14 protein-coding genes are annotated in these 18,223 nt (G+C 35.0%); all 14 read right to left on the minus strand.

What is annotated here, in order from left to right; genetic code table 11:
* Positions 1 to 54: 54 nt before the first annotated feature.
* Positions 55 to 1,230: an AAA family ATPase gene (locus tag L990_RS05870; protein ID WP_052180778.1), complete on the minus strand. Its 1,176-nt coding sequence runs from the start codon at positions 1,228 to 1,230 to the stop codon at positions 55 to 57.
* Between the two features lie 551 nt (positions 1,231 to 1,781).
* Entirely contained in the window at positions 1,782 to 3,386 is a 1,605-nt protein-coding gene (locus L990_RS05875) for a hypothetical protein (RefSeq protein ID WP_052180779.1), read from the minus strand.
* A 92-nt stretch (positions 3,387 to 3,478) separates the two neighbouring features.
* Positions 3,479 to 5,431, minus strand: coding sequence for a polysaccharide biosynthesis protein (locus L990_RS05880; protein WP_047446444.1), 1,953 nt, complete (start codon positions 5,429 to 5,431; stop codon positions 3,479 to 3,481).
* A gap of 85 nt (positions 5,432 to 5,516) precedes the next feature.
* Positions 5,517 to 6,683: an aminotransferase class I/II-fold pyridoxal phosphate-dependent enzyme gene (locus tag L990_RS05885; protein WP_047446446.1), complete on the minus strand. Its 1,167-nt coding sequence runs from the start codon at positions 6,681 to 6,683 to the stop codon at positions 5,517 to 5,519.
* Positions 6,684 to 6,792: 109 nt separating this feature from the next.
* Positions 6,793 to 7,395 carry an acetyltransferase gene (locus L990_RS05890; protein ID WP_047446448.1) on the minus strand — a complete coding sequence of 201 codons (603 nt, stop codon included), beginning with the start codon at positions 7,393 to 7,395 and terminating at the stop codon, positions 6,793 to 6,795.
* Between the two features lie 4 nt (positions 7,396 to 7,399).
* A complete protein-coding gene (locus L990_RS05895) occupies positions 7,400 to 8,014 on the minus strand; it encodes a sugar transferase (protein ID WP_047446450.1) in 615 nt (204 codons plus the stop codon).
* A complete protein-coding gene (locus L990_RS05900) occupies positions 7,987 to 9,144 on the minus strand; it encodes a glycosyltransferase family 4 protein (protein WP_047446452.1) in 1,158 nt (385 codons plus the stop codon). Before L990_RS05900 ends, L990_RS05895 begins: the two co-directional genes overlap by 28 nt.
* 1 nt (position 9,145) lies before the next feature.
* The gene (locus L990_RS05905) at positions 9,146 to 10,264 is read right to left on the minus strand and encodes a glycosyltransferase (RefSeq protein WP_047446455.1); all 1,119 of its coding nucleotides are present in this window, start codon (positions 10,262 to 10,264) and stop codon (positions 9,146 to 9,148) included.
* Positions 10,258 to 11,430 (minus strand): O-antigen ligase family protein, encoded by a 1,173-nt coding sequence (locus L990_RS19875; protein ID WP_156121368.1) that lies wholly within the window; start codon positions 11,428 to 11,430, stop codon positions 10,258 to 10,260. Before L990_RS19875 ends, L990_RS05905 begins: the two co-directional genes overlap by 7 nt.
* The gene (locus L990_RS19880; protein ID WP_156121370.1) at positions 11,423 to 12,133 is read right to left on the minus strand and encodes a hypothetical protein; all 711 of its coding nucleotides are present in this window, start codon (positions 12,131 to 12,133) and stop codon (positions 11,423 to 11,425) included. The genes L990_RS19875 and L990_RS19880 overlap by 8 nt, the downstream gene beginning before the upstream one ends.
* A 413-nt stretch (positions 12,134 to 12,546) precedes the next feature.
* Positions 12,547 to 13,800 carry an oligosaccharide flippase family protein gene (locus L990_RS05925; protein ID WP_047446463.1) on the minus strand — a complete coding sequence of 418 codons (1,254 nt, stop codon included), beginning with the start codon at positions 13,798 to 13,800 and terminating at the stop codon, positions 12,547 to 12,549.
* 1 nt (position 13,801) lies between these two features.
* Positions 13,802 to 14,980 carry a non-hydrolyzing UDP-N-acetylglucosamine 2-epimerase gene (gene wecB / locus L990_RS05930; RefSeq protein ID WP_047446466.1) on the minus strand — a complete coding sequence of 393 codons (1,179 nt, stop codon included), beginning with the start codon at positions 14,978 to 14,980 and terminating at the stop codon, positions 13,802 to 13,804.
* A gap of 4 nt (positions 14,981 to 14,984) precedes the next feature.
* The gene (gene wecC / locus L990_RS05935) at positions 14,985 to 16,190 is read right to left on the minus strand and encodes a UDP-N-acetyl-D-mannosamine dehydrogenase (RefSeq protein ID WP_047446467.1); all 1,206 of its coding nucleotides are present in this window, start codon (positions 16,188 to 16,190) and stop codon (positions 14,985 to 14,987) included.
* Between the two features lie 57 nt (positions 16,191 to 16,247).
* Positions 16,248 to 17,756: a hypothetical protein gene (locus L990_RS05940; protein WP_156121372.1), complete on the minus strand. Its 1,509-nt coding sequence runs from the start codon at positions 17,754 to 17,756 to the stop codon at positions 16,248 to 16,250.
* Between the last annotated feature and the right edge of the window lie 467 nt (positions 17,757 to 18,223).

Consider the following 18,223-nt stretch of genomic DNA (forward strand, 5'->3'; position numbering starts at 1 on the left):
CAGCCACAAAGCGTTATTAGTGAAATTCGTGAAAATTTGTGGAATGAAAAAATTTCATTCTTTCATATTTTCATTTTTCATTAAACTAAAAGGTAGTATTTGCTTATGCTGAATTTCTCTCTTAAACCATAACCCAAAAACAGGATCTACAAGGGTTACCTTTTGAGAACTTACATCAACAATCTCTTTATCTGCTAACGCCTTCTTAATTCGGGTAACATTGGGCGATGTACCAAAGTTATACTTTGCTATTACATCCTTTTTGGTGAACTCCGAGCTTAAGCCATCGCATACCGCTCTTAGGAAGTTTAGCTGATAGCCTGTTAGGTATTCCACATCGCGCTGAAAGAGCATCGAATTTTGATTTAGCAAATCGTCTAAACCTAAGCAGAAGCTCTCGTTGTCAACCCTATTTTCGGATCTCAGCCAGATTAACCAGGAGAGCTGCTGAACGTACGAGGAGTGGTTATCTACCATTTCGCAGATCAACCGAGCGTAGCTCTCGTCTATTTCTTTTCCGCTACTCGAAAATCTACCTACGATATAATCTACCCAGCTATCTGTGCTAATCTTTGGCAGGTACAGCACATCTCCGAATTTGTAGAATGGTAAGCTTCTTTTCTCGAAAAGCAAGCTCATAAGGTGCTTTTTGCTCCCAAACAGGCAGTAGGAAACCGCAGTCTGATGTTGCCAAACGCTTCGTAGCCTTTTCTGAAAAGTTACAGGTTCTTCGAAATCCATCACCTGCTGAAACTCGTCAATACAAACAACTACCCGAACCCCCTTCTTTAGCGCAATTTTCTCCGGTAACGATAGAATCTCATCTACCGCTTCACGCTTTTCATCGAGCTCTAGCCCTACCGAAAAGTCAACGTTTGGATCGGTTCCCATCGAAATAGTAGGACGTACGCGCGATAGGAAACTTTTGGTGTTTTCTACCCATTCCTCCCATTTCGATGAGGTTTGCTTTATTACCGCGGTTGCAAAGCCATTGTAGAATTCTGCCTCGGTACGATGCGAAAAGACATCTAGAAACACCACTTTTACACCTCGTTCCTCTGCCATCTTACCCACCTTTCGAACCAACGAGGTTTTACCCCAACGACGGGGGGATATCAGCACCGTATTTACGCCGCTCAAAAAGTTGGCCAACAATCTTTTCGCTTCGTCCTGTCGATCCGTAAAGTTACCGCCAGCAGCAGCAACTCCAAACACAAACGGCTTATCCATAAACTTCGGAATTAAGGTATCTACTACAAATATACATATTTTACTAACAATAATGTTTGTAACAATAATGTTTGTAACAATAATGTTTGTAACAAGAATGTTTGTAAAATTTTATAATGCATATACGTTTATTTACAGGTAGTTAGCAAGGAATTGGGACCAGTTACGGGTGACAAGAATCGTGAAGTGTGACGCGTGACAAGAATTTTTTCATTTTTCATTCTCTCATTTTTTCCAGAACACGTTGCATTTTCAACTCGCTATTACGGTAATGTAAGGGAGATATTCTAGCGATTTTGTCGTTTACATTACGGCTATACTAGCCTCAAAATTGTACGAGTTACGGCTTGTCATTCGGGGAGTAAGGCCTAGTGATACGGACTATTATTGCCTAGCATTTATGGTGTATTCAATGGATAAAATAAAAAAGGGTGCCTCCAACGAAGCACCCTAGACTATATGCTGAAAATATTTTATAAGCTCCAGTAGTTAAATTTATCCTTTAAGGTAGGATAAATACCTTTTTTACCATAATAAGTAAGGGACTTACTTTAAAATCCAAAATTAATACCTCCAAAAATTGTGGTCGTTTTTCCCTGCATAAATTTTGGAGTGTACAGGTTTACATCAGCCCCTTTTATATCACTTCTTTCAGCACCAAGGTTGATGTAAAGATCGTTAATAGGCTGATAGGTAATACTGCCTACCACTGCTTTGCGTTGCCAGCGAACTTCGGATATAAACTCCTTACCCCAAGCACCTGCTTTTTTCAGTATGTAATTTGGTCCTTTTCGTACATTAACGAGTTCCATGCTAATTTGAAGGTTGTACAACGGTTTATAGAAAATTTTACCGTATAGTTCATCAGCATTATCTCTTAAATAGTGTCCGAAATTTGAATTGTTGGTTGCAAATGTTTGTTCATCAACCCAGTGATTGTAGGCATAAGGATTAGTTCGGGTATATTCTGATACGAAACCAATGTTATTTATGGGCCAGTTGGTTAAAGAAAAACCGCCTTTTAAGCTAACTTGATTTGATTGTTCCGATTTATTGAACATTCTGGATAAGCCTATTTCATCGATAAAAAGAGTGCTGTATATGCTAAGCCCTTTTATTGGTCGTAACTTTATATCTAAGAACATTTGCGAGTTCTGATCGGTATTATCAGTAAGATTACTATACCAGTGATCTACTGCCTTAAAAAACATTATTGGAATAAAATAGGGTAATTGGGGTGTTCTGTAGCTGTAAATAACTGAGCTACCTATCGAAAAATCTATCCATTTAGTAGGACGTATTGTAGCCATATTGGCAGCCACATATTTACCGCAATATTCCCATCTAGGTTTATAGTTGCTTTTTGATATAGTAGATGAGTCTATTACATTAGAAACCAACCATCCATGAAAGTAGCTGAAATCAAGCCATTTTGTAGGTGATACTCTTAACTTAATCATGGCAAAAGAAGGGCTATGACCCGAGAAAATATTGGTACCGTTGTAGCCGCTACCCCACTCTACATTCTCTTTGACTAGAGAAATAGAGCCCCATTTCCAGCTATAGGATATGCCTCCATTTATTTCGTTGAATTCTATGGAACTATCAGCTTTGTTATACTTTACTACTGCTCCTCTTTGTTGAGTAAGGTAGCTACTTTTTCGTAATGCGCTACTTTCGTAGCTATCCCTAAGGTTTACATAGTAGCTCCAACCTTTACCAATGGTTCCATAAACTTCAGCACCCGAATAGCGTCCATAAACCCTATCGTTGCTATTTTTATATCCATATACGCCTAGAATGGGGTTTATGGTTACAGAAAAGTTAGTATCGCGATAGTAGAATACATCAAATCTTTTTTTCTTTGGCTTATAACCATCAATATCCTTATAGTAATCATTAAGATAAAATTCTAACTCCTTTATTTGACGGTTTGTTAAGCTGCTTTTTTTGTTATTTGCCTGTAAAAGCCACTCTCCTACTTGTTTGCGTGAGTATGGTTTTATTATGGTATTTGCATCAATAATACGGGAAATAGTAAGCTCATCAATAAAATCATATATACCTTTATTTTCGATACTTATAGCTATATCTTGACCGTAGGATGCTGATAAGGAAAAGAGTGATACTATAAAAGCAAGTAAAAGTCGATTCATTAAATTGCTGCTTTTTATTGGATATTATTTTGCTAATCTAGCTGATTAATTTGTATTTATATATGAATTAGTGAATTGTTTAAGTGTATGCGTTAACTTAGAAGTACAGATTCAAGTTGCTCCTGTTTTACCTCTATATCGAGGGATTCATATATGGAGTTATTGCTTTTATACTCAGGGACAATCTCCTTCATTAGCCGTACCACCTCTATTTTATTACCATTGTTGGCTTCTGCTATTAGGTTGCTTACTAAATGGCTAACTTTTTCGTATGGCATGGTATTTACCTTGGCAATCATTATTTTTTCGTTGTAGGTTGGTTGCGTATTTTCGCTTGAGGTAAGTAGCTCCTCGTAAAGCTTTTCGCCTGGACGCAACCCTGTTTCTACAATTTTAATGTCAGTATCAGGCTTTAATCCCGATAGCTTAACCATTCTAACCGCTAAATCATAAATTTTTACCGGTCTACCCATATCAAAAACAAATACCTCTCCTCCATTACCCATACTTCCCGCCTCTAGCACAAGGCTACATGCTTCTGGGATGGTCATAAAGTAGCGGATAATATCGCGATGGGTTATGGTTATGGGGCCACCTTTGGCTATTTGTTTCTTAAAAATGGGGACTACCGACCCATTAGATCCAAGAACGTTGCCAAAACGGGTGGTAACCATTTTAGTATTACCTCCTTGTTGGAGGTGATTTGTGAATAGCGCATTAACATACTGTTCGGCAATGCGTTTGGATGCTCCCATAACGTTGGTTGGATTCACAGCCTTATCGGTTGACACCATTACCATTTTTTTTACCGAATGCTTTACACACAAATCGGCTACATTTTTCGATCCTAAGACGTTGGCAAGTATAGCTTCTTCGGGATAATCTTCCATTAGAGGAACATGCTTATAGGCAGCAGCATGGAATACTATATCTGGTTGGTATTCTTCAAAAGCTCTTTCTAACTTTTTGATATTGCGTACGTCACCAATTATACAAGTCAGGTTGGTGTTTGGATATTTTTCTGCAATCTCGAGACTTATGCTGTGTAAAGGAGATTCTGCCGAATCGAAAATTACGACATCGCACTTATACTTACAAAGCTGGCGTACAATTTCACTTCCAATAGAACCTGCGCCACCCGTAACCATCACTGTACGATGGTAGAAGAGCGTTTCTAATGGTTTGGTGTCTCGTTCTATCACATCCCTATTTAAAAGATCTTCTATTTGAATGCGATGTACGTTGCTGCTAAAGTTTACATTTCCGTCAAACGAAGATATTTCGGATACCATCATATCAACGTCGTTGTTAAGGCAATCTTCGCTTAGGCCATTTAACGTTGCCAGATCATTTCGGAGTATGAGTAGGGTTTTTGTCTTGTACTTACTTGCAATATAACCGATATTGTTGTTGTAGGAAATTACAGGAACGTTAGAAATTCTCATCCCATTCATTTTGCCTGTTTTATCTAGCAGCACTACAGGTATGTAGCTGCTTCGGCTATCAGCAAGCATAAGCTTTACAAAATCAGCATGTCCTTCGTTATTGAAAAGTATAATTGTACGTTTTTGGGTATCCTTTTTATTTTGCCAGTAGCTGTAGGTAAATCTGACTGCCTTACGAAAAGTAAAAAGTAGCGTAAAGGTACAGAAGACCCAAAAAACGATTACCCCTTCGTTTGATTGGAAATTCTCTTCTACAAGCTTTAGCTTGATGTTGAAAAGGTAGAAGGTTACTCCTCCAAAAATAACCATTACAACAAGGCGCAGAGTGTCGTAAACGCCAGAAAAGCGAATTATACCAGAAAATGTTTGGAATAGTAAAGTTGCAAGAATAAATATTCCAATGTAAAGTAGTGATAGGTACTGAAACGTTGGGTTAGTATTAAAATCGAGCATTATACTCTGCCATAAAAAAGTAGCCGTGAAAAAAGAGGCTGCAATTAATGTGCAATCTACTATAAATACAGCCCATTTGGGCATGTAATTATTGCTAATAACCCTAGTAAGCCATTTGGCTACTTTTTGATTTAAACTTTCATCCATAATATTCCCTTAGTTAAATATCCAACAGCAGCAGAATCTTACTATTTTATGCTAAATTCCCTATATAAATACAAGCGACATGTAGCTACAATTTATTCAAAATGATGCTAATAACCCTATTTTGCTCCTCGTTAGTCATGTTGCTACCTGATGGTAGGCACAGGCCGTTTTCAAATAGTTTTTCTGATGTGCCGTTACCATAAAAAGGACAATCGGCAAATACAGGTTGCATGTGCATAGGTTTCCAGAGTGGGCGGCTCTCTATATTTTCTTCTTGAAGTGCAAGTCTGATATCTTCTCGTGTGACACCACATTTTTCAGCGTCAATTTGTATGGCTGTAAGCCAGTGATTTGAAAAGAATTTCTCGTTTGGCTCGCTAAGAAACTCGATAGCAGTGTCCTTAAAAGCTTCCCTATAGATAGCATTAATTTTCCTACGTAGAGCAACTCTATCATTTAGAACCAGCATTTGTCCTCTTCCAATACCAGCAACAATATTACTCATGCGGTAGTTGTAGCCAATTTGGGTATGCTCGTAATGAGGAGCATTGTCGCGCGCTTGCGTAGATAGGAAACGCGCTTGCTTAATATATGACTCTGAATTTGATACGAGCGCTCCTCCTCCTGATGTGGTGATTATTTTGTTGCCATTAAATGAAAGTACTCCCATTACTCCAAATGTGCCACAGCCCTCTCCTTTGTATGTGGATCCCAAAGCTTCTGCGGCATCTTCAATAACTGGAATTTGGTACCTATTGGCAACAGCCATCACTTCGTCAACTTTGTAGGGCATACCGTAGAGATGTACGGCTATTATAGCTTTTGGTTTTTTGCCGGTAACTTTGATTCTATCTTCGATGGCTCTCTCTAGCTGGACTGGACAAATATTCCAAGTCTCCCGATCACTATCTACAAATATGGGTTTTGCGCCCAAGTAGGTAATTGGATTTGCAGAAGCAGAAAAGGTCATGCTTTGGCAGATTACCTCGTCACCTGTTTTTACGTTTAACATAATCATTGCAAGATGAAGCGCAGCTGTACCTGCGCTCAATGCTGCTACATGAATAGTTTGCTTATTGTCACTATTATTTGAGGCAATATTGCTATTGGATAGATATTTAGATAGGTCTTCCTCAAAGCCATCAACATTGGCACCTAGCGGAGCTACCCAGTTGGTGTCAAAAGCCTCCTTTACAAATTCCATTTCCCTTCCTCCCATATGGGGAGATGACAGCCAAATCTTACTCTTCATTGTTTATATTTTTTAGCCACGATTTTAAGGATTTTGGATATCCATAACTTTACAAGTCTCTTAAAAGTTATTGTAGATATATGTAAATCCGTAGCCTATGCGTGGACTACTATTTTAGAATCTTAATAACACGTGCTGGGTTTCCAATAACTAGCGCATAGTCTGGTACATCTCTAACAACAACAGCTCCGGCAGCAACTAGCGCCCATTTACCTATTCTTTTACCAGGTACTACTACAGCACCTGCTCCCACCTGAGCACCTTCGCATACGGTTACGTTGCCACAAAGTGTAGCGTTGGGCGAAATATGTACGTAGTTTTCGATGGTACAGTCGTGATCGATAGATGCAGAGGTATTTATGATGCAATGATTACCAACTAAAACAGATGACTGTACAATGGCACCATGCATTATAACAGTACCATTTCCGATATTTGCATCATCGGATAGTATAGCAGATGGATGAATAGCAGTTCCGTAGTCAATATTCTGAAAATCTTCTGCAATACGCTTTCGTATCGAATTATTGCCAATAGATATTATAAGAGAATCAATCGCTTTTTTGTAATCTTTTAAAGCACCTAAAAAAGGATAACCTTTTAAATCAGTACAGTTCGGATTGTCGTCAAATAATCCATCAATAGTTACACCTTGAGCTTTCAGTATATCAATAATTACTTTAGCATGACCACTTGCTCCTAGTAGAAACATATATTTATTTTTTTGTAATCTGTAAATCAAATCGCTCCATAGTTGCTGATGTAGCGGAGCTAATCCCTTCCCGTTTGAATATCTTAATGATGGTAAGCCAAAATATTTTAACGTCTAAAGCAAAAGAGAGGTTATCTACATACCAAACATCGTACTCGAACTTCTTTTCCCACGAGATTGTATTTCTACCATTTACCTGAGCCCATCCTGTAATACCAGGTCGAACATCATGTCTACGAGCTTGTTCAGGGGTGTAATGGGCTAAATACTCTGGAAGTAAAGGGCGTGGCCCTATGAGGCTCATATCCCCTTTTAGGACGTTGATAAGCTGAGGTAACTCATCTATTGATAGCTTTCTAACAAAGAGTCCAACTTTCGTTAATCTTTTTTCATCAGATAGTAACTGACCATCGGCATTTTGTTTGTCGTTCATGGTTTTGAATTTGATGATACGAAATAGTTTGCCGTTTTTTCCCGACCGTTGCTGTATAAATAGTAGCTCTCCCCTGTTTGTAATAAGCAGGGCTAGTACTGTCGATATTGTAATGGGTAACGATAGGAGAATGCCTGTTAGTGATACTAGAAGGTCTATTAACCTTTTTGAGGTATGGTTGTACATTTTTTTTCTAAAGTTTGGTACTCCCTTAAAAGTGCTTCCCAAAGAAGTTTTTGATCAAATCGTGTCTCTATCATATTGCGTGCGACTTTAGACATTCTGCTCCTCTTGTCGCTGTTTTCGAGCAATTCTATCATTGCTAAGTACAGGGTTTCTGTGTTTTTTGAAGGGATTATTATCCCATTTATGCCGTTGTTTATAATTTCGTTACAGCCGTTTATATCTGTTACTATGCAGGGTAGCTCCATTGCTCCAGCCTGTAGGACTACGTTGGGGAATCCTTCCCGGTAGCTAGGAAAAACAAAAATGTCAGAAGAATTCAGATATGGCCTAATATCTTCTTGAAAACCAACTTGTAGTATAGATTTATTAAAATTCAATAATTGGTAGCTTTCTTGTTGGAGTGGATCTAGGTCGTTTTCAAAAGATCCAACTAAAAGAAGTTTTGAGTTGGGATGATTGTTGTTTAGAATGTGGAAAGCTTGAATGAGTTCGTTTATACCTTTATCTCCAACTAATCTTCCAACGAAGCAGAATACCACGTCGTTATCATTAATATTTAATTTTTTACGGTAATTTTCACTATATTCTTTTTTTGAAAAATATTCTAAATCAATACCATTTATACTTCCGTTTAGTATAGTATGGAGAGGTTTTTTGGTAATAGCATTATGAATAAGTTTCTCTTTTACGCCGTTGCCTTCTGGAATTACTTTTGTTGCAAAGTAGCAGCTTAGTCTCTCCATATTCACAAGAACCCATCGCAGCATTCCAGTACAGCCTTCAAATCTTAGACCTGTTACCGAATAGTAGCGGTGAGGTACGTTTGCCAACCAAGCAGCAAGCATTGATAACATGCTCGATTTAGGTGTAAAACTATGAACTAAATCAGGCTTTTCTTTTTTAAAAAAAAGATATAATTTGTAGAGGGAAAAAAGATCATTTAAAATGCTAATTTCTCTCTTTATTTCAATTCCAACAACTCTGATATTTTCCCTTTCAGCAACTTTGTCGAGTAACTCTCCGGGAGAAGAAATAGCTGTGATATTGAAATGTTTAGAAAGATACTTCAACTGCCCTTTGAGGAGTAAGTAGAGAGAAATAGGAACGGTTGTTATTCTTATTATTTTCATTTTATATTAAATCGAAAATTTTTTTGCAAGTTTGATCCCAAGTGTATTCATTTTTGCAAATTTCAAAGTTTACCGCGCCACTTTCAAGTATTTTGCTTGGATTTGATCTCCATTTTTTAAATACCTCCTCAATGCTATTTGAGTCATTGTATGATATGTAGTAAAAGTTTGATGATATTTTTTCTAAGTTTCCAATACCATCGACATTTGTTGCTAAAATAGCTTTCCCTAGACCTATGAATTCAAATAACTTAAGAGGAGAACCTAGTGGCATGTTTTCATCACCAGGTCTGCACAAAAATCCAACGTGGCTATTTTTTATTATTTCAATACTTTCTGCATGGGAAACCCATCCCATAATTTTTATATTGTTAATAGAGTTATTTTTAATAAATAATTCTATATTATGCTGTTGATCGCCATTTCCAACAACATAAAAATCAATATTATACTTTTTGAGCAGCGAATGAGATGCAACTATAAATTCATATACACCTTGCCATTTGGCAAGATGCCCAACAAAAACAAGTTTGATAGTATCATTCTTACATAAATTGGATTTAGAAGTATTTTGAATAATATTTTTATCTATACCATTAGGAATTACAACTAATTTATTTCGATTTATATTGTATTTGTTAACGTAGTAGTCAGCAATTCCTTTTGAAACAGCAATATTTTTATCTGCGATTTTTGAATAAAATTTTTCTAAGTATCTAGAAATGTATTTTAGTAGTTTGATATTTGTTTCTAGTTCAGAAATTCCATTAATTTCTTTTATGACTTTAATGCGTAGAATTCGGGCTATAATAGGCTGCAATAAAGTTGTATAATGAGGTCTATAGTAGAGTATAGTTGTATTTTTATAATAAAATTTTTCTTTAAATAGTTGAAAAGATGCAAACAATTCAAAAAGTAGTAAGTTTAAAATCCAAATTCCTGTATTTGGTCCAATTAAGATACGATTATTATCTTTATAAAAGGTATTAATATTATTATTGCCAGGAATAATAAGTTTAAGAAAAGGTTTTAGAACTTCTGAATTGTAAATACCTTGAACATGTGTATGAGGACCTCCGCCTCGTTTTGTATTAAATGCACATGAATATAAAACTACCATAAAAGAATAAAGCAAAAATAGTAAACAAATGGAGAAAGAAGTAGCGGGTTTCCAAAACTACTTAGCATGATTATTAAAAAGCATAATTTTCTAATTTTACTAAAATTATTAGCATATTTATTTTCATAAAACATAAAAAATATAGATATTGAAAATAGGAGAAATATTATTCCATATTGTGCAAAAAAATCGAACCAAAATGAATGACCTCCCACTAAATCATACTTTCTGTAGTCTTGTGGTCCAACCCCCATTATCGGATTTTTTTTAAATGTGTTTATGCTATTTATTGTAAGCTTTCCTCTTTCTGTTTCATCCCCTTCAATTAGCCCTTTATTTGAGACGCCATTAGTCATTCGTTCAAATTTTTCGATCACATACATAAATGTTTCATTTTTACTTATGCTATTAAAAGAAGTAACAGTAGCAATTGAGATAATTGTTATTATTGTTAGTATTTTTAGTCCATTTTTTTTAATGTTATATGTTGCATAAATTAGCATTATAAGAAGTAGGTTGAGAAAAGCAGCAAAGTAGGTACTCATAAGAACAACAATCAAAATGACCACTACTGATGAAAATATAATTAATTTTTTAAAAAGAGAATTTTCTCTGATTTTTATAAATTCGAGTATAAATGGCACTAAAACAGCTTGCAGCATATAATAAGAGTAGTTACAGATACCAGATAACCTTGCAAATGTTATTTCCTCATCAGTTGCTTCTCCAGACGTAATTCGTCGGCTAATCCATACATTATCATCAAAAAGATTTGGGAGAGAAATTATGCAGTTTGCTAGATTTATTATAATAAAAAACCAAGTTATATTTTTTTTTAAGTTTGGGGTTAGTTGTGATGTTATTCCTATAAAATACATTCCTATAAAACTGCAGAAAAAAAAGATATGGCCTAATTTGACATTTGTATCACTAAATATTATATTTATTAAAGCAATTATAAAAAATATAAGATATAAAAATATTGATTTTGAATGTTTTTTTAAAATTATTAATAATGCATTAGGGTGCTTTATAGAGGTCAATAATGTTATAAAAACAATTATTGCTGCAACTATGTAGCCAATGTAAGTTGATAGTAAAAAATAGGGTGTACAGCAAACAATAGCAAGTAGTAAGTGGGAAAATAAAATAACCCTATTAGTCATTGTAGCAGTAAAGATTTTTCCAACTGTGAATACTTACATTCCAATGACAGAGCTCAAATACTGCTTTGTGGTTGATTTTTTGTTGTTCAGAAGATAGTGTACAACTACTCAAGGTGTGTTCCAGTTCATTTGAGAGTTTATCTAATGAGTTTATTTCGAAGTAGGTAGCACCCTTATCTTTTAATATATTGTAGTTTAACCAAGCACCTGTTATGACAGAGTTTCCACAGTATATATGTTCTGTCATAGTTGCGCTGAATTGATCTGTGTTTTGCAGTTGAATGAAAATGTCGGTAGCAATTGTGTATTTGCTGAATTCGATCATAGAGAGTAAGTTTGGTAGTATTAAGTAATTCAACTGTGTACATTGCAGAATGGAGGATATTTTACTTATTCGTTCAGTTGGTCCATAAGTTAGGGGGAATATAAAGATGTAGCGACTAATCACAGTACTATCAATTTTTTGAAGAGCATTTATTATTGCCTCATGGTTTTGGTTAGCACTTCTGTTGTATCCTACCATAATAGTTTTTTTATCTAACGGAATTTCGAGTAATTTTTTGTAATTATTTTTATCTCCTTTTTTAAGGAGTGTATCTATATTGTCTATATTTCTTAAACCAAATCTTGTAATTCTAATTTTATGACTATTAAGCCCTTTTTCTACAAGAACATTTTTTAAATTATCATTGGTAATTGACACAATATCAACTTTTTTCCAAAATAATATTTTGAGATATATCTCAATTTTTTTAGCATGGTAAAAATCACTACCCCAAATGGTACTTACTATTTTAATCTTATATAGTCGGCAGAAGGGTATAAGAAAGATATAAAAACTGTATGTAAAATGGAAGTGAATAATATTATATTTTCTTCCTTTTAAAATAATAAGTAGCAGTATATATATATAGTAAGTAAAAAAGGGATGGATTATTTTTTTTATCCATTTAGGAAAGTAAGTAGATATATTATAGGATCTACTTATGCTATTGTAACTTTTTTCTACCGATGTGTAGGAGCAGTAGTCTATATTAATATTATTAAATTCTTTATTAGAATATAAGTCCTTTAATAATATATGATTACAATCACCTATTACTAAAACATTCATCTTTATTTTATTTTTTTTAGTAGATAAAAACTACTAATTATACCACTAGACCAAACTATGATACTGCTTGAAATTGCCGCACCTTTAATTCCATAATAATAGGTAAATAATACGCTAGATATAATATTTATAATTAAAAATATATAACTCATATTTGCATTAAATCTTGCGAATCCAATGGCGCTTAGTATATTACCAGCTGGTATTCGAAGTAAAAAAGAACCAATCATTCCAACAGTATATATGTTTAGTATTGCTACAGAATTATTGTATATAGAGCCAAATAGTAGTTGAATAATATCGTTGCTAAAAATGAATATCAGTAAACCCAGAACTAGGGATATTGGTACAAAAATTGTTAGATATCGTTTTATATATAATCTAGTAAATCCTTTTTTATTTCCATTTTCGCTTATATGTACAAAATCTGCTAAAAAATAAGTAGATGGTATAAAAAGTAAATTAGTAGGAATTAATGTTCCTATAGTATATATTGCTATTAATGCTGTGTTTTTAACAAAATATCCTACAATAATTATATCTATTACAAGACTAAGTTGGTTAGCAACACTTCCAAAACTAAGATGTCTTCCAAATTTTTCTAATTCTTTTGTTGTACTAGTTTCTATTGTCTTATTTGGTATTCTTCTTATTATTGATGGATCAAATAGCAATAAGGTGATTAATGGTGCAATTACAATTCCTATAATGTATCCAATTCCATTCCAAATATATCCGCATAAAAGTGATAGTATTAAACTTACAATACTAAAAATTACAAGCAGTTTTGCATATCTTTGGTTATTATTGGAAACGCGTATATATGACGAATATACTTCGAAAAAAAAGTACGTTATTATGTAAAAAGCATAAGCTAAAAAGTAATATAAACTTGATTTAACTTCCGAAGAAAAAAATACACTTAATATTGCAAATGTTATAGTTATAAATATAGAAAATTTGAAACCCTTTTTAATTGAAAAAAGATATAGCTTCTTTTTATAGTGTCCATTTTTTTTGTAACTACCATATCTTAAAAGTGCTTGTCCAATACCTAAGCCTACTAATGGCATAAATACTAATATATGGCTTCGCACAAAGTTAATGATGCCGACAACGTTTTGATCTAAAATTCTTACAATTAGGATGGAACCAATAAACGCAAATATTTTAGACAAAAGTGTTGATAGGAATACAGAAAAACCTCCTCTTTTTATAAAATTATTAGAGAGTAACCTTTTTAATAAGATACTCATTTTAATTATTAAAATGTTTATTTATAATTGTTTGTACTATTATAGTGGATGCATCTCCATTACCAAATGGATTTTTTTTACCACTCATACTCGTGTATAGTTCTTTGTAATTTAGCAACTCCGATGTTTCTTTAATAATTGAATTGGTACAGGAGCCAACTAGTTTTACTACGCCGGCTTCGAGTGCTTCTGGTCTTTCGGTGGTGTCACGCATCACTAAAACGGGTTTGCCTAAACCAGGAGCTTCTTCTTGAATACCACCACTATCTGTTAATATTAAGTAGGATAAGTTCATGAGATACACGAAGGGTAAGTATTCAAGCGGATCTATAAAAAAGATGTTTGAATATTCATGTTGTTTTTCTCCAAATATTTCGGCAATTGGTTTTCTTACGTTTGGATTTAGGTGCATCGGGTAAACAAAATCTACTTTTGGGAATATTTCTGCTAATTTTTTTATAGCTTCACATATACTCAAAAATCCTGTTCCAAAATTTTCTCTTCTATGACCAGTAATGAGTACCATTTTGCGATTTCCGTTAATCCATTTGGTAAATTTTGATTCGTTTATTCCTGACTTAATCAGTTGTAATTCAATATTTTTTTCTAGGGAACTATTTCTATTAATTTTATCAAGAACATATATAAGAGCATCAATAACTGTATTTCCAGTTACAGATATTTTTGAAGGGTCTATCCCTTCGTTTATAAGATTTTGCTTGGATTTTTCGGTTGGGGCAAAGTGGAAAGTTGCTATTCTACTAGTTATTTGTCGGTTAACCTCTTCCGGCCAAGGGCTATAGATGTTGTGAGTCCTTAGACCTGCTTCTATATGACCAACAGGTATTTGCTGGTAGAATGCCGCAAGTGCAGCAGCGGTAGAAGAGGAGGTGTCTCCGTGTACTAGAACTAGATTTGGTTTAGCATCATTTAAAACATCTCGCATTCCAGTAAGCACTAGGCTTGTAACATCATACAAATCTTGCCCTTGCTTCATTATATTTAAGTCGTAATCGGGCTTGATTTCGAATAGGTTAAGAACCTGATCGAGCATTTCTCGGTGTTGCCCTGTTACGCAAACTATGGTTTTTAATTCACTGCTTTTTTGTAGTTCCTTAATAAGCGGAGCCATTTTTATTGCTTCGGGTCTAGTTCCGAAAACAAGCATAACTTTTTTCATTACATTAGTTGTTAAAAACTCCACAGAAATCAATAATTAAGGTGTCTGCTTTAGGTTTAAGAGTTTTGAATTGGTTGTGAGCAACAAGAAATACAACTATATCTGCTGTTTCGTAAGCTGTCTGATAGTTAGTTAGTTTGAACACCTTGTGTTCTTTCACGTTAGGTTCTACAATCATAATTTCGTCATTGTTGAACCTTTGCATTATTTTTTGAGCAATATACTTTGCAGGACTTTCTCTAAGATCGTCGATATTGGGTTTAAACGCAAGTCCCATTATAGCGACTTTAGGTTCTCTACCATGCTGCAGTTTATATTCTAGCATAGAAGAGCATACTTTTTCTGCACACCAAAATGCTTTATAGTTGTTTATTTCTCTAGCAGTACTTATCAGCCTAGATTCCAATGGATAATCAGACGTAATAAAGTATGGGTCAACAGCAATGCAATGTCCACCAACACCAGATCCTGGTTGCAATATATTTACTCGTGGGTGCTTATTTGCCAACTTTATCAGCTCCCAAACGTCTATGCCAGCCTTGCTACAGATAAGTGATAATTCGTTGGCAAAGGCAATTTGTACATCCCTGGATGAATTTTCCGTTAGTTTGCACATTTCGGCTGTTTTGGCGTTAGTTTTATGTAGGTTCCCTTCTACAAACTTTGCATAAAATTCAACAGCCTTATTAGTAGATTCTTCATTGATACCACCAATAACACGATCGTTATTAACTAGTTCATGCAGGATATTGCCAGGAAGAACACGCTCGGGACAGTAGGCTATGAATAGTTTATCATTAAGTTCAGGGCGTTCGCTAAATATTAAATTAGCCACCTTTTCGGTTGTTCCGACTGGTGATGTTGATTCTATGATGAAGAGGTTTCCTTCCTTTAATAAAGGTAAAACAGATCTTGTGGCTGCTTCTATAAAGGATGTATCGGGTTCATGGTTTCCCTTAAAAGGAGTAGGGACTACTACCACAAAAGTATCGCTCTCTTCTGGTTTTGTGGAGGCTCTAAGGAATCCATTTTTTACGACATCTTTAACCAATAGGTCTAAATCTGGCTCTATAATGTGGATTAGTCCTTTGTTAATAGTTTGAACAACGTCTGGGTTTATGTCTACGCCAACAACGTGATGTCCCTTGCCTGCAAGAGTTGCAGCAGTTGGTAGCCCTATATACCCAAGGCCTAAGAATAACGATTTCATTTGTAAACTGTAAAAGTGTTCGATAATAGGATAGAGATTAAGAAGTAGTAAATAAAATTACAATCTCTTACCTGTGCCCATGTCTAAGTTTTTTATGGTTGATTGGCTGGTTAATGCACTAATTTTAAAATCATTACTTGAAATAGGAATACGAGCAGGTGTTAAAGGAAAGTTCAAGGTGGTTTTGAAACCGGATCCTGAGTTTACAATCAAAACAGAGCGTAAATCGTACGTCCATAAATCTATAGTTGAGTACAGTTCTGGTTGTGTTACTAAATTATAGGGTGTAACAATCTTAACTGTAGGCCTTATCATATAGCCATATCCTTTGTCAGTAACAATGAGTTGTGTTAGTTGGTTTTTTTCCAATACAGGGGTAATTTGTGCAGTTCTTTTAGATGTAACTAGCGCAGCTTTGATATAAGAAGTGGTTGTACTGTAGCCTTTCCCTTTGTTGATAATCGTTACGCCCTCTACTTCTCCTGTTGTAGCGTTCCAAACCGCATCTAAAATGGCACCTTCGCCAGTATTTCTAATGTTTACAAATGGCTTGTGCGTATATTTTCCTTTTTTTGTCACGTTAATGGAGGTAACTCCTCCTTCAGCATCGGTTTCAAAGCTAAAGGAAGCCTCACTTAAAATGTAACCAACTAGCGCTGTAGGCTCATCAACTTTCACATATATAGGTTTAACGTCGGGTATTGGACTAGGCTCTGTATTGCTACTAAATATAATGGGTACCGTATATTCTCCAGGTTTAAAAGAACCGTCAACGGGGTCGTTTTCCAAATATAACTTTTGGTTAGTTTGGTAGTCGGCAACGCTTAGCTTAATGGGTAACCCATTAAGCGCTGCTGGTACTTGCAGCGTATAGTTTCCTTGCGCATCTGTTTGAGTCGATATTGTTGCATCTTGGAAAGCAAATTTTATTATTCTACCGGCATTGGAGTTGGTTGTTCCCTGTGTTGGGGTGATATATCTGCTTACGAAATCAGGGTCATCTACATCCACTTTGGCGGTAACTGTAACGTTTGGTGCAGGTTCTGGAACTGTGTTGGTGAGATCTAGTTCGGCTGTAACTTTTCCGGTGATGGTGGCTGCTCCTGGTGCCGCTATTGGGAACATGGGTACCATCGTGCTAGCATATCTAACGGTATTCACCATTTGTCCTTGGGATAGGTTTATTAGGTTGTCTGCCGGTGTTAAATCAGCAACGTAGTCAACCTCAGCATGATCTTTTAACTTTACATTTACTGCGGCGGTTCCTATTCTCATATCAGGGAAGATGGCAAAACCATTGGCATCGGTAATGGCGGTGTATACCTTGTTGTTTTGGTATATGGTTACATTAGCATTTTCTATGCTCATCTTCGATTTTAGTATAGATGAGTTAGCTGTAGAAACAATTTTAACGGTATACTTGATTACTCCTCCTCTTTTAAGTAGAGAATCAGCAGTTGCTAGCTGATTTTTTAAAATTTCTTCTTCTGTAGTATCTTTATTGCAAGATGCTAGTCCAAATCCAACGCTGAGTAAGGTAACGATAACAAAGATTATTCTATTCATAAACAGCTTTTTGATGGTTTTCATGGTAGTTAAAAGCTTTTTTGGGTAATAAGCTACTAAAATATAAAATTAACACACAGTATTAAAATAAATTTAGTGATTGTACTTGTTGGCACTCTTTTTTGATTTTTTCAAACAGCGATTATGCGTTTTATATTTTTTTGTAGGTATAATTGAGGATAATTGTTAGACCTGTTTTATCAGGTATGCTTTATTGCTTGCAACACTAAATTTATAAAATTTAACAAAAGCAAAGCCACATCAATCACAAGTATTCCATTTTAAATGGTTGATTGATAGTGTTTAGTATTAAAAATATAAAAGGGGGATTTTTCGCAACAGCCAGATGCGGTCTAAAATGTCCCTTCCAACCGTGCAAAAGTAAAGGTCTATTTTTAAATTACAAGTTGGTTTAGCTTAATAACTTGATTATAAGTGTTAAAATTAACTTGTTAGGTTTAATGTGG

Source organism: Alistipes sp. ZOR0009 (assembly GCF_000798815.1).
Taxonomy (GTDB): domain Bacteria; phylum Bacteroidota; class Bacteroidia; order Bacteroidales; family ZOR0009; genus Acetobacteroides.